This window comes from Streptomyces sp. NPDC002513, assembly GCF_053595355.1.
Genome location: NZ_JBSFXK010000002.1, coordinates 111,992 through 124,950 on the forward strand (window position 1 = coordinate 111,992; position 12,959 = coordinate 124,950).

General features: G+C 71.8%; 9 protein-coding genes and 1 pseudogene. 7 read left to right on the forward strand and 3 right to left on the reverse strand.

Annotated elements, in window-relative coordinates; all coding sequences use genetic code 11:
- Nucleotides 1-381 precede the first annotated feature (381 nt).
- Nucleotides 382-1,437 carry a hypothetical protein gene (locus ACWD5Q_RS01990; protein ID WP_451425039.1) on the forward strand — a complete coding sequence of 352 codons (1,056 nt, stop codon included), beginning with the start codon at nt 382-384 and terminating at the stop codon, nt 1,435-1,437.
- 109 nt (nt 1,438-1,546) lie between these two features.
- Here the strand turns inward: ACWD5Q_RS01990 and ACWD5Q_RS01995 are convergent, their stop codons facing one another.
- A complete protein-coding gene (locus ACWD5Q_RS01995; protein ID WP_451425040.1) occupies nt 1,547-4,177 on the reverse strand; it encodes an amino acid permease in 2,631 nt (876 codons plus the stop codon).
- 700 nt (nt 4,178-4,877) lie between these two features.
- Nucleotides 4,878-6,038 carry a pyridoxal-phosphate dependent enzyme gene (locus ACWD5Q_RS02000; RefSeq protein WP_451425041.1) on the reverse strand — a complete coding sequence of 387 codons (1,161 nt, stop codon included), beginning with the start codon at nt 6,036-6,038 and terminating at the stop codon, nt 4,878-4,880.
- A 162-nt stretch (nt 6,039-6,200) separates the two neighbouring features.
- Between ACWD5Q_RS02000 and ACWD5Q_RS02005 the strand changes: the two genes are divergently transcribed.
- The 5 genes and pseudogenes from ACWD5Q_RS02005 to ACWD5Q_RS02025 form a co-directional block, all read left to right on the forward strand.
- Nucleotides 6,201-7,766 (forward strand): S8 family peptidase, encoded by a 1,566-nt coding sequence (locus tag ACWD5Q_RS02005; RefSeq protein WP_451425042.1) that lies wholly within the window; start codon nt 6,201-6,203, stop codon nt 7,764-7,766.
- Between the two features lie 222 nt (nt 7,767-7,988).
- Nucleotides 7,989-9,167: a DUF4190 domain-containing protein gene (locus tag ACWD5Q_RS02010; protein ID WP_451425043.1), complete on the forward strand. Its 1,179-nt coding sequence runs from the start codon at nt 7,989-7,991 to the stop codon at nt 9,165-9,167.
- A 148-nt stretch (nt 9,168-9,315) separates the two neighbouring features.
- Nucleotides 9,316-10,068 carry a GntR family transcriptional regulator gene (locus ACWD5Q_RS02015; RefSeq protein WP_451425044.1) on the forward strand — a complete coding sequence of 251 codons (753 nt, stop codon included), beginning with the start codon at nt 9,316-9,318 and terminating at the stop codon, nt 10,066-10,068.
- A gap of 500 nt (nt 10,069-10,568) precedes the next feature.
- Nucleotides 10,569-10,772, forward strand: coding sequence for an SPOR domain-containing protein (locus ACWD5Q_RS02020; protein WP_451425045.1), 204 nt, complete (start codon nt 10,569-10,571; stop codon nt 10,770-10,772).
- Nucleotides 10,773-10,802: 30 nt separating this feature from the next.
- A pseudogene (locus ACWD5Q_RS02025) lies at nt 10,803-10,913 on the forward strand (DNA mismatch repair protein MutT); the annotation flags it as partial.
- A 5-nt stretch (nt 10,914-10,918) separates the two neighbouring features.
- Here ACWD5Q_RS02025 and ACWD5Q_RS02030 read toward each other — a convergent pair.
- The gene (locus tag ACWD5Q_RS02030) at nt 10,919-12,307 is read right to left on the reverse strand and encodes an MATE family efflux transporter (RefSeq protein WP_451425046.1); all 1,389 of its coding nucleotides are present in this window, start codon (nt 12,305-12,307) and stop codon (nt 10,919-10,921) included.
- A 112-nt stretch (nt 12,308-12,419) separates the two neighbouring features.
- Between ACWD5Q_RS02030 and ACWD5Q_RS02035 the strand changes: the two genes are divergently transcribed.
- Nucleotides 12,420-12,944 carry a PadR family transcriptional regulator gene (locus tag ACWD5Q_RS02035; protein WP_451425047.1) on the forward strand — a complete coding sequence of 175 codons (525 nt, stop codon included), beginning with the start codon at nt 12,420-12,422 and terminating at the stop codon, nt 12,942-12,944.
- Nucleotides 12,945-12,959 lie beyond the last annotated feature (15 nt).

The window sequence follows — 12,959 nt, forward strand, 5'->3', positions numbered from 1 at the left end:
AGCAGGTACAACGCGACGATCCCCACCCACCTGAGCGGGTGGGGATCGTGTGCGAGCGCCGGGCAGGCCTTGCACCTGCATTTCCCCGCAGGAAGCGGGGCGTCTTTCCTTGGACCACCAACGCGTGGCCGGTTTCCGGGAGTTCCGGTGTCGGCGACAAGATCGACTATAGCCCATGCGGGCGATCGGTGTCGTGCCCGGATCGTGGACCGTGCGGTGCGGAGCGCACGGCCGCGCGCCCGCACGCCGGTCCTACGGCCGCACCGGCGCCGCGATGTGACGTAGAACACTCGGGAAAAGTATGCATCCTTGGGCAACTCTTTATGCGATCCGGCAGTCATCTTTGCGTACCCAGCAGCCCCTTCTGTTCTCGAGGTTCGCATGAGACTTCGCCGTTCCCTGGCCCTTGCCGCCGCGACCGCCGCCCTCGCCCCGGCCGTTCTGCTCGCGGCCCCCGTCGCCTACGCCTTGGACGACAGCCCGACGCCGACGGCCGGTGAGACGACCCCGGCGAACGAGACGCCGGACCCCGGGGCCACCGAGACCACGCCCGCGGCCGGCGAGACGACCCCGGCAGCGGGCGAGACCACGCCCGCGGCCGGCGAGACGACCCCGGCGGCCGGTGAGACGACCCCCGCCGCCGGTGAGACGACCCCGGCGAGCCAGAGCCCGTCCGGTACCCCTTCCTCCCCGGCGGCGTCCACCACCACGTCCGCTTCGCCGTCGAAGGGCCCGGTGGAGTGCAACGGCGAGGACCTGAAGTTCGACGACAGCCTCAAGACCAGCCTCTCCGGCCTGCCGTCGAAGATCGTCGCGGGCAGCGGCTTCCACGGATTCAAGCTGAACGTGAAGAACACCGGCAGCCACGCCTATCAGCGTGTCGACCTCGGTGTGTTCGCCGCCCAGGTCGACGAGGAGGACTTCTTCGTCGACACCAGCCACCTCACCCTGCAGTACAAGGACCCGGACACCGGCAAGTGGACCGGTATCTCCCTGGACGAGAACGACGAGGGCGCCGGCTACCTCGGCTACACCGGCATCAAGGCCAAGGAGTCCTTCTCCATCGACCTGCGCCTCGCCGTGGACGCGAAGGCCCCGGCCGGTCTCGGGTTCGCCATCAGCGTCGGCATGTACGCCGACGACGAGGGCAACTGCGTCACCTCCAGTGACGACAGCTACTACGAGTTCGAGATCCTGAAGGCCGGTTCCTCCTCCGGCGGCATCAACGAATCCAAGCCGCAGGGCGGCAGCAAGCCGCTGCCGGTCAAGCCGGCCGGGGACAAGCCGATCGACCCCGCGGGCCGGCTCGCGGAGACCGGCTCCAGCTCGGTGCTCCCGACCGTCGCCCTGGTGGGCGGTGCCGCGGTCGCCGTCGGCGCCGGAACCGTGTTCGTGGTGCGCCGCCGCCGGGCCGCCGGGACGGGTGCCGCCGCCTGATCCGGTGATCCCTTCGGAGGGGCCGTGGCGCGATGGCGCCCTGGCCCCTCCGCGCGTGGTGCCCGCTCCTCCCGGGACCGGTACGGCAGGCGGGCGCCGGCCCCCGGCCTCAGCGGCCCGGGGGCAGAGGCTGCTCGGCCCAGATGGTCTTGCCGGTGGGCGTGTAGCGCGTCCCCCACCGATGGGTCATCTGGGCGATGATGAACAGGCCCCGGCCGCCTTCGTCGTCGCTGGCGGCGTGGTGCAGGTTGGGGGCGCTGTGCCCGGTGTCGGAGACCTCGCAGATCAGGGTCCGGTCGCGGATCAGGCGCACCAGGATGGGTCCTCCGACGTAGCGGATGGCGTTGGTGACCAGTTCGCTGAGGACCAGTTCGGTGGTGAAGGCCAGGTCCTTGAGTCCCCACTCGTCGAGCTGCTTGCCGACGGTGGTGCGGATGACGCCGACCGCCGCCGGGTCGGGGGGCAGTTCCCACTGGGCGAACTGCCGCTGGTCGAGCGTCCGGGTGCGGACGAGGAGCAGCGTCGCGTCCTCGTCCACCGGCCCCGGCAGCAGCGCGGACACCACCCGGTCGCTCTGCTCGCGCAGGGGTTGAGGGGGTTCGGTGAGGATCCGGGCGAGCTGTGCGAGCCCGGCGTCGAGGCTCTCCGCGGTCTGGAGGAGCCCGCTCGAGAACAGGGCGATGAGACTGCCCGGCCCGAGCTGGAGTTCGGTGCACTCGTAGGGCGGCCCGGCCATGCCGAGCGGCGGGCCGGGCGGCAGCCGTGGACAGTGGGCGACGCCGGTGTGCGGCGCGACCACCATCAGCAGCGGCTGGCCCGCGTGCGCCAGGCTGCACCGGCCCGAGACCGGGTCGTACACCGCGTACAGGCAGGTCACGCCCCTGGCCTCGTCGGTGTGCGCCTTGGCGTGGCCGCGCTCGTGGCCCGGTCCCGGTTCGCGCGCGGTCAGCTTGACCAGGTCGCCGAGATGGGTGAGCAGTTCGTCCGGAGCCAGGTCCAGCCGGGCCAGGACCCGTACGCCCGTGCGCAGGCGCCCCATCGAGCCGGCGGCCCGCAGGCCGCCGCCGCGCACGTTCCCGACGACCAGGCCGACCCGGGTGCCGGACAAGGGGATGACGTCGAACCAGTCGCCGCCCACCCCGGACCCGCTGTCCGCGGGCAGATAGCGGCTCTCCGCGGCCAGGGCGGTCACCGACGGCAGACGGCGCGGTAGCAGGCTCCGCTGGAGTTTCAGGGTCGCGGAGTGGTCCCGGGTGACCACCAGCATCAGCAGGAAGCCGAGCAGCAGGGCGCCCAGGCCCACCACCGTGGCCCCGGCCGTGCGCCCGATCAGCGGCAGGTCGAGGACGGTTCCGTCGAACCGGGTGTTCGCGTAGACGCCGAAGGCGGCGTAGAGGAACAGGAAGAGCATGATCAGCCCGCCCAGTGCCGGCAGCACGCCCTTGAAGACGAGGTCCCGGGCGCTGCGGGTGAAGACCCTGCGGTGGTACCAGACGCAGGCGAAGCCGGTCAGACCGTAGTAGAACGTGATCGCGAGACCGACCGCGCCGACCGAGTCGGCGAGGATGTTCCGGCTGAACGAGGTCAGCAGGACCAGGACGGCGATCGACAGCGCTCCCATGCCGACGGTCGACCAGGTCGGCGTGAGGAACCTGCGGTGGATCCGGGCGAGCTGGGAGGGGACGGCCTTGTGGGCCGCCATGGAGAAGACGGTGCGGGCCAGGGGCAGGATGCTGGTCTGGGTGGAGGCCAGCGCCGAGGTCAGCACCATCAGGATCAGCAGCCGCGACAGGAACAGCCCCGCGCCGTGGCCGCCGAAGACGGCGTCGCCCAGCCCGGACAGCACGTCGCCCGCGTTGCCACGGTTGCCCAGCCCGATGCCCGAGGTCCCGACTCCGGCGAACGCCTGCGCCGCCGTGGACACCAGCCCGTAGATGACCAGGAGCAGCACAATGGAGACGAGCATGGCGCGCCCGGGGATGCGCTCGCTGTCCTTGGTCTCCTCGTTGACGGAGGCGGCGGTGTCCCAGCCCCAGTAGATGAAGACCGCCGCGAGGACACCCGAGGTCAGCGCCTTCGCCGAGGGCACCTCGAAGGGGTTGAACCAGGAGGCGGACACGTGCAGGGCCGTCGGGGGAGCGCTGGTGTAGACCCTGACCAGCGCGGTGACCGCGAAGAGGATGAGCACCGCGATCTCCAGGCACAGCAGCCAGCGCTGTACGGCGGCCGAGAGCTCGATGCCGATGTAGCAGATCGCGGTCATCACGACGATCCAGACGATGCCCGCCAGGGTCGTCCACATCCGGTTGTGCGCCAGGGTCTCGTGGCCCAGCAGCCGGAAGCCGTAGATCCCGGCGATCTCGGCGACATTGGTCATGAAGAGGAGGTCGGCGACGATGATTCCCCAGCCGCCCATCCAGCCGACGCGCGGCCCGAAGGCGCGGGTCGCCCAGGTGAAGGCGGTGCCGCAGTCGGCGTTGCTCGCGTTCAGTTCCCGGTAGGCGTACGCGATCAGCAGCATCGGCACGAACGCCAGGACGGTGACGATCGGGGCCTGGAGCCCGACCCCGGCCACGATCAGGCCCAGGGTGGCCGCGAGGCTGTACGCGGGGCCGGCGGAGGCCAGGCCGACGATGACCGTGGAGAGCAGACCCAGCGCACCGCTCTTCAGCCCCTTGCGCCCCGCCCCCGAGCCGGGAGCGGGGCGGCCGGCGGACGCGGTACCACCGAGGAGCCTCAACGCCGGTTCCCGCTCCGGGCCCGGGGCAGGCGGCGCGGGCCGGCCGCCGGGAGCAGCCGGGAGCGGGGCCCGTCCGTCGTTCGTCCGGCGGTCCGCATGGTCTGCGCGGTACGCACGGCCTCGTACGGGATCCGGCCACCTGTTCGAGCGTGTGGCATGATCCCTCCAGGCGCGACTCTCACCTGTCATTCCGGACAAAGTCGACTGTGCGGCACTGTCACCCACCCTGCCTCTGAAGTCCAGGATTAACAACAGAAGCGCCCTTCGCCCGTTTCCGGCGCTGGGTGACGGTGGCTCTCCCGCGCCTGCGCAGGCAGAGGGCATCCCGCTCGCCAGGCTGAAGGACGTCACCGGGGGGCCGGTTGCGGGGCGCGGCGATCGAGGGCGCCGGGTTCGCGATCGTGCGGTCCGGGCACGGGGCCGGCCGCCACGAGCTGTGGCAGGTGCCCGGCGTGGGGGCAGCGGACCGCCCGTAGCGCGCTCACCGCCGCCCGGCGACTCGCGGTGGCCGCCGAGGAGACGGTCGCCGTCCGCCTCGATATGGAACCGCCCCGACCCGCGCACCGCCGCCCTGCTGGTCGCCCAGCCCCCGCTCGCCGAGGCCGGGCCCGCACTGCACCGGGCCGTGGACGCCGCCGCCGCGCGGCCCCGGCTCCGAGCCGGGGGCCCGGGGCGACGCCGAGATGCGGTCCGCGGAGTACTACGGCCTGCTCGCCGAGGTCTGCGCCGGCCCCGACTTCAGCCCGGCCCCGCACAGCGGCACCACCACCGGGGCGATCCCCCCGTTCGGGCGGAGCCGGGACGGCGGGATCGACTCGAGCAGTCCCTCCCGTGCCGCCGCCCAGCCGGCCGCCGCCGTCGGTTCGACGTACAGGCCCTGGGACGCCAGGTCCCGCTGGGCGTGCCGGATCTGATCCTCCGTCACGGTCAGGAACCGGCCGCCCGAGGCGCGGACCGCGCGCAGGATCTGGCGGGCGCGCGGCGGGCGGGGGATCGCGATGCCCTCGGCGAACGTGGGGGCCGTGGGGGCGACGCCCGTCAGGTCCTCGGCGCCCTCCTCCCAGGCGTGCGCCAGCGGTGCGACGGCCGCCGCCTGCACCGCGTACAGCGCCGGACGGCGGTCGATCAGGCCCGCCGCGAACAGCTCGGCGACGGCCAGGGCCGCGCCCAGCAGCAGGGTGCCGTTGCCGACGGGCAGCACCAGCACGTCCGGGAGCCGGCCCCCGAAGTCCTCCCACAGCTCGTGCACACAGGTCTTGGTGCCGTGCAGGAAGTACGGGTTGTAGGCGTGGGAGGCGTAGAACACCCCTGGCTCGTCCGCCGCTTGACGGGCCGCCAGCGCCGCCGCCTCCCGGTCGCCCTCGACCGTCCGCACCCGTGCCCCGTGCGCGTCGATCTGCTCCCGTTTCCTGGCGGAGGTTCCCTCCGGCACGTACACCGTGCACGGCAGACCGGCCCGGGCGCAGTACGCGGCGATCGACGCGCCCGCGTTGCCGCTGCTGTCGGCGACCACCCGCCGGGGGCCCAGCCGCTGCGCCAGTGCGGCGAGCAGGACGGCGCCGCGGTCCTTGAAGGACAGGGTCGGCATCAGGTGGTCGAGCTTGCCGCAGATGCCGTCCCGCAGCTCCACGAGCGGTGTGCGGCCCTCGCCGAGGGTGATCGTGGGGGCGGCCAGCGGCAGGGTCTCCGCGTACCGCCACAGGGAGTTCACCCGTCCTTTGAGGGACGTGAGCGGTGCGGGGGTCGGCGCGAAGTCCAGGTCCAGCGGCCCCCGGCAGACGGGGCAGCACCAGGCGAGCGACTCCGCGGTCACGCGGGTGCCGTCCGCCGGGCAGAAACAGTCCGGCAGCAACAGTGTCATGCGGCCAGGGTAATTGTCTGTTTCGTAATGGTATGTCATGATCGCCGCTCGGTGCCCGTGTTGGGTTCGCCATCGTCGCGCCCGCACCGTCGTACGCCTCGCGCACCCGTACCACCCATCGAGGCGTCATCAGCGTTCCACCGCGTTGAGGAGGACTCTCGGATGCCAGTGATGCGGCAGGCCCGGCGGCGACTGGCCGGGATCGGCACGGCGGCCCTGCTCGTCGGACTCGTCTCCGCGGCTCCCCCGCACGCGGCGCCCGTCGATGAGGGCACGGTCCGGTACGCGGGCGCGGCGGACACCGTCCCGGGCAGCTACATCGTCGTCCTCAAGGACGTCGCACGGGCCGACTCCGACGGTGGCAGGGCCCTTGCCCGGAAGTACGGCTGCACCATCGGGCACACCTATGTCAAGGCGCTCAACGGCTACGCGATCCACGGCACGGCGTCCGCCGCGAGGCGGTTCGCCGCCGACCCGGCGGTCGCCTCCGTCGCCCAGAGCCGCGTCTTCCACATCGCGTCCACCCAGAGCGGTCCGCCCTCCTGGGGCCTGGACCGCATCGACCAGAAGAACCTGCCCCTCGACGGCAGGTACACCTACCCCGACTCGGCGGGCCAGGGCGTGACCGCCTACATCGTCGACACCGGGGTCCGCGTCACCCACGGCGACTTCGGCGGACGCGCCTCCTACGGCTACGACGCCGTCGACAACGACAACGTCGCCCAGGACGGCAACGGCCACGGCACCCATGTCGCGGGCACGGTCGCCGGCGCCGCGTACGGCGTCGCCAAGAAGGCGAAGATCGTCGCGGTCCGCGTCCTCGACGACTCGGGCTATGGCACCACCGACAAGGTCGTCGCGGGCCTCGACTGGGTGGCCCAGCACCACAGCGGCCCGTCCGTGGCCAACATGTCCCTCGGCGGCCCCGCCGACAGCGTGCTCGACACCGCCGTCCGCAACACCATCGCCTCGGGCGTCACCTTCGCGGTCGCCGCGGGCAACAGCAACGACGACGCCTCCGGCACCTCGCCCGCCCGGGTGAGCGAGGCGATCACCGTCGGTGCCACCGCGCAGGGCGACGCGCGCGCGAGTTACTCCAACTACGGCCCGGCACTCGACCTGTTCGCGCCGGGCTCCTCGATCAAGTCCACCTGGAACTCCAGCGACACGGCCACGGCCACCCTGTCCGGTACGTCGATGGCGGCGCCGCATGTGACGGGGGCGGCGGCCCTCTATCTGGCGGACCACCCGAGGGCCGCCCCCGCGCAGGTCGCCGCCGCACTGACGGCCGCCGCGACCACCGGTGTCGTCTCCTCCCCGGGAAGCGGATCGCCGTCCCGGCTGCTCGACGTCGTCGGGGGCACACCGGCCCCGCCCCCGCCCCGGCCCCGTTTCGTGAACAGCGCGGACTACCCGATCCGCGGCTTCTCCACCGTCGAGTCGCCGGTTACGGTCACCGGGGTCCCCGGCAAGGCCCCCGCGTCCCTCGGCGTCGAGGTGCACATCCGGCACACCGCCATCGGTGACCTCCAGGTCCAGTTGATCGCGCCGGACGGCATCGCGTACCTCCTCAAGCCCTTCGGAACCGGTGGCGGCACGCGCGACATCAACACCACGTACACCGTGAACGCCTCGTCCCGGACGGCGAACGGCACCTGGCGGCTGAGGGTCGGCGACTACGCGACGTCCGGCACCGGGACGATCGACTCCTGGGCGCTGCAGTTCTGATCGCGCCTCCACGTTTTCTGTCTCCGGCCGAAGAGACCTCGCTGATGCCGCGGGACCGCCCGCGCGGGCGGTCCCGCGCCGTCATCGGCCCGTCCCGGTCCCCGTCCCGGTCCCCGTCCCGGCAGGCGTACGCGTGCCCCGCGTTCCGTCCACGCTTCTTCCGCACCTACGATGCGCGTCGTACATCTGTTCTGCACGCGTGTCGGACGAGGAGCGGTACCCGTGGCCATACCCCCGCCCCCCGGGCCCCAGCAGCCCGGGGGCCCGTACCCGCAGGGTCCCTACCAGCCGCCGTACGGATCAGGGCTGCCGTACCAGCCCTGGGGGCAGGGGTACTCCCCGTACCAGCGCCCGGCGTCCGTCAACGGGCTCGCGATCGCCGCGCTCGTCCTCGGCATCCTCTGCTTCCTGCCGGCCATCGGGCTGGTCCTGGGACTGATCGCGCTCGTGCAGATCCGGCGGCGCGGCGAACGCGGCCGGGGGCTCGCGATCGGCGGCATCGTGATGTCCTCGATCGGACTCGCCCTGTTCGTGACCGCCTTCGCGACCGGCGGCCCGCAGGATCTCTGGGAGAGCTTCAAGGACGGGGTGCGCGGCAACGGCGTGACGTTCTCCGTGCGGAAGGGCGAGTGCTTCAACGCGCCGGGCGGTTCGCTCGCGGGCGAGGCGTACGACGTGAACAAGGTGCCCTGCTCCGGGCGGCACCAGGCCGAGGTCTTCGCGAACTTCACGCTCCCGGGCGGCCGTTTCCCCGGCGACGACACGGTCAACGAGACCGCCGACAACCGGTGCTACGCGCTCCGCAGCGCGTACGCCATGGACTCCTGGGCGGTCCCCGCCGACGTCGACGTCTACTACTTCACCCCCACCCGGGAGAGCTGGGGCCTCGGCGACCGCGAGGTCACCTGCATGTTCGGCAACACCGACGAGAAGGGCACCCTCACCGGCACGCTGCGCCGCGACGCCACCACCCTCACCGACGACCAGCTCGCCTATCTGCGCGCGGACGCGGTCCTGTACGGGGCCCTGGACACCGCTCCCGACGCCGCATACGTCGAGGACGACCTGCCGGGCCACCGGAAGTGGGCGGCGCGGGTCGCCACCGCGCTCGCCGGCCAGACCCAGCGGCTGCGCGCCCACTCCTGGCCGGACGGTGCCCAGGGGCCGGTCGCCGGCCAGACGGCGGCCCTGGACCGGGCCCGCGAGGAGTGGGGCAGGGCGGCCGGCGCCGCCGACGCCGACACCTTCTACGTCCACTACGACCGGGGCAGCGCGCTCCTGGAGGGCCGGGCGGCGGTCACCGCACGCAAGGCTCTGGGGCTGGCCACGACTCCTCCGTCGCGTGACGCGGGGGACAGCGCAGGTTCAGAAGGGGCCTCGGCCGGCGGAAAACAAGTGTGACGGCGGCCACACCGGGGCAGAAAGCGCCTGCGTAAAGCCGTCGGACGAACCGAGTCATCACATCGAGTGATTCTCTGGCCTCCGCTTGCGTGGCACAACCGACGGTTGCCACGCTGTTGCTGTCTGTACAAGCTGATGGGAGCAGCCAGTGACTTTCGGTGAGCAGCCGGCGTATCTGCGTGTCGCGGGTGATCTCCGTAAGAAGATCGCCGACGGGCTGCTGCCGCCGCACACACGCCTCCCCTCCCAGGCCCGCATCCGCGAGGAGTACGGCGTATCGGACACGGTCGCCCTGGAGGCGCGCAAGGTCCTGATGGCCGAGGGGCTCGTCGAGGGCCGCTCCGGATCGGGCACCTACGTCCGGGAGCGGCCGGTGCCGCGCCGGGTGGCCCGCTCGGGGTTCCGGCCGCAGAGCGGTGCCACCCCGTTCCGTCAGGAGCAGACGGACGCCTCCGTGCGCGGCACCTGGGAGTCGCGCAGTGAGCAGCAGGAGGCGAGCGGCGCCATCGCCGAGCGGCTCGGCATCCAGCCGGGCGACCGTGTGATGCGCACGCAGTACGTCTTCCGGGAGGCGGGCGAGGCGATGATGCTCTCCACGTCCTGGGAGCCCCTCGCGCTGACCGGCCGCACCCCCGTGATGCTCCCCGAGGAGGGACCGCTCGGCGGCATGGGCGTCGTCGAGCGCATGGCGGCCATCGACGTGATCGTGGACAACGTCACCGAGGAGGTCGGCGCCCGTCCCGGCCTCGCGGAGGAACTGCTCGCGCTCGGCGGCGTCCCCGGTCATGTCGTGCTGGTCATCCAGCGGACCTACTACGCCTCGGGCCGCCCGGTGGAAACCGCGGACGTGGTGGTGCCGGCGGATCGCTACCGGGTGGCGTACCACCTGCCGGTGAAGTAGCGGCGTCGCCCCTGTCGGTGAGGGAGCGGCGTTCCCCCTGCCGGTGAGGGAACGACGCGCGCGGCCACCCGGCGGCACGCCCTGCGCGCGGGGCTCGGGCGCCCTCCGCGTCCGCTTCGCACACCCGCCGCGCTTCCCCGCCGCTCGCCCCGGGCGCGGGCGGACGCGAGGGTCCGCTCAGGTCGCGTGTTCTCAGGGGCAGTTGACTCGATCTGCCGAGAGGAGACGCCGGCTCCCGACGCGGTCGCAATCCGGTCGTTTCTCCATGCCCTTCGTGCTGCGATCCGTCCGCCCTTCAGGTTGTTCTGCATGCGCGCGGGGCGCGCGTGACGGTGCGCACGACGGCGTGCGCCCCCTCCACCGTGGCTGGTTGCGTACCTCTTTGTGAAAAGCCGTATTCGCTCCGTGAAGGTTGGGCGTAGGCTCGGGCATATGCGCAGTGCGGTTTCCTTGGTGGGCGGGGTGCGGCGGGAGCCGGGTGCGGGAAGTGGAGGCGCGCGATGAACGACAGCACGGTCACTCTTCCCTGGCTCGTCATACGGCAGGACGACACCGGCAACCGCTACCGCGTGGGCAGGTACGCCACCCGCGCCGAGGCTCAGAAGATCGTGGACAGTCTCGAGGACCGCGGACACAAGCAGCTCTACTGGGTCGAGCGCATCGGCCAGGGCGACGTCCGGCGGGGAGCGCGGCCCGGAGTGTGACCCGTCGCACGCTCCCGTAGGCTCCGGCGCATGACGCAACCGATCGTGGTGGTGGCCGCCGCCCTGCTGGACGGCGACCGTCTCCTGGCCGCGCGCCGTAGTGCGCCCCCGGAGCTGGCCGGACGCTGGGAGCTCCCCGGCGTTCATTAAGCAAGTCGGTTGTCGGGTGCGGAGTCGTCGGATGTGGCGGCGGAGATTTTCGGTCGACTGCTGTCGTGGTCGGCGATCGTCGGGAGTGCCGTGCGCCGGTACATCCTGGCAACGGCCGCACACTGCAGGGCCATGGACGCTGCCATGGCCAAGCAGATGCCGGGCAGCCCTGAACCCGACAGGCCGTACGCAAGCGCCAGTTGAAGCATCACCCCGCACGTGGTGATCCGCGCAAGGGCGGGGCTGCCCCCGCTGCCTTCGAACACCCCGCCCAGCGCGATGAAACAGGCGAGCAGTACCAGGTACGGCCCCAGGCACCGCAGGTAGAGCGTGCCGGCCTCGGCTACCGCGCCTTCGCTGCCGAACGCCCGCATGATCCACGGCGCGGCAGTGAGCAGCACCAGCGTGGCCCCGAGCCCCAGCGCCCCGGCGAGAAGCAGCGCCTGCCGCCCGATGGCGCGTCGCCCGTCGTGTCCGGTGCCGAGCAGGTGGGAGGAGAGGATGGCAGCGGCTTGACGTACCGAGTAGAAGGCCATGGTCGCGACGTACATGGCTTTGGTCGCGATTCCGTAGGCGGCGACTTCGGTGACACCGATCCGGGCGACGATGGCTACGAGGGCGAGCGCACCCGTCATCCGCACGACGAAATCGGCTGACATGGGCAACCCTGTTGCGGCGGCCCTACGGGCATCGGAACCGAGTGACCTGGTCCGGTCCAAGGGCGCCCTGGCTGCCTGCCGTAGGACGGCGTTGCGGCGCAGCGCGATGAATCCGCAGGCAAGCGCAACCGTCCGGCCCAGCACAGTGGCGATCGCGGCCCCACGGACCCCGAGCCCGAACCCGAGGATGAGCAGGGGATCCAGCGCGAGGATCAGTCCGTTGGCGAGCATGGCGAGTCTCATCGGGGTACGGGTGTCGCCCGTACCTTTGAGGATGCCGTCGATGACGTTGGTCGCGAAGAACACCGCGATTGCCGGCAACGCGATCGAGAAGTAGTCGGTGGCGAGGGGAAGTGAGCTGTCTTCGTCGCCCCCGAGCACGAGTCGGGCGAGTGGCTCGCGGCACAGGAACCCGCCTACGGCGACGACGGGCGTGACGATCGCCCACAGTGCCCAGCCGCCGCGCACGGCGGAGCGCATCGCTGCCGGATCCTCCGCGCCTCTGGCCCGTGCGACCAGCACGGTCATGCCCGACCCGGCGACGAGGATGACGCCGAGCAGCAGGTTCTCCAGGTTGGTGGCGACGGCCACCGCGGCGACAGCTTCTCCGCCGAGCCTCGCCACCCAGACCATGTTGATGATCCCGGCGGTGACGCCCGCGAGCAGTTCGAAGTAGACCGGATATGCCAGCGACACCAGCTTGCGCCGGTGCTCCGTTGCCCTCATGACCGCGCCCCCTCTATTCGCTGTACCTCGAATAGAGGTACAGCGAATAGAGGTAACATGGCCACGCGGGACGGGCAAGTGTCCGGACAGACGCAGGAAGGGGTTCGGTCGCGTGCTGGAGCTGTCGATTCTGGGTTTCCTCTGCGAGGAGCCCTTGCACGGATACGAGTTGAAGGCCCGCATCCAGGGCCTCAGCGGCCACATTCGCCCCGTCAGTGACGGCGCGCTCTACCCGGCCATCACCCGGCTGGTGAAGGCGGGTCTGGTCGAGCAGCGCACCGAGCCCGGAAACGGTGCGGCACCCCGGCGGATCCTTTCCCTCACCGAGGCGGGCCGCGTTGACCTGCAGGCCCGGCTTCGGGACCCCAAGGAGGTCGAAATCACCGATGGGCAGCGCTTCTTCACGCTGCTCTCGTTCCTGCGGCATCTCCCCGACCGGGCAGAGCAGGCCGCCGTCCTCCGCCGCCGGCAGGCCTTTCTCGACACTCCGGCGAGCTTCTTCTACCGCGACGGCGAGCCGGTGCGCGCCGAGGAAGCGCCGGATCTCTTTCGGCAGGGCATGCTGCGCATCGCCCGCGCGACGGGTGCCGAGGAGAAGCAGTGGCTGGCCGAGGCGATCGCGACCCTTGAGGGCTGACACCGGCCCGGCGGA

Excerpts from the sequence above, each read along its gene's own strand:
- ACWD5Q_RS02000 (WP_451425041.1), bottom strand. The coding sequence starts at position 6,038 with ATGACACTGTTGCTGCCGGACTGTTTCTGCCCGGCGGACGGCACCCGC.
- ACWD5Q_RS02020 (WP_451425045.1), top strand. The coding sequence starts at position 10,569 with ATGAACGACAGCACGGTCACTCTTCCCTGGCTCGTCATACGGCAGGAC.
- ACWD5Q_RS01990 (WP_451425039.1), top strand. The coding sequence starts at position 382 with ATGAGACTTCGCCGTTCCCTGGCCCTTGCCGCCGCGACCGCCGCCCTC.
- ACWD5Q_RS02030 (WP_451425046.1), bottom strand. The coding sequence starts at position 12,307 with ATGAGGGCAACGGAGCACCGGCGCAAGCTGGTGTCGCTGGCATATCCG.
- ACWD5Q_RS02005 (WP_451425042.1), top strand. The coding sequence starts at position 6,201 with ATGCCAGTGATGCGGCAGGCCCGGCGGCGACTGGCCGGGATCGGCACG.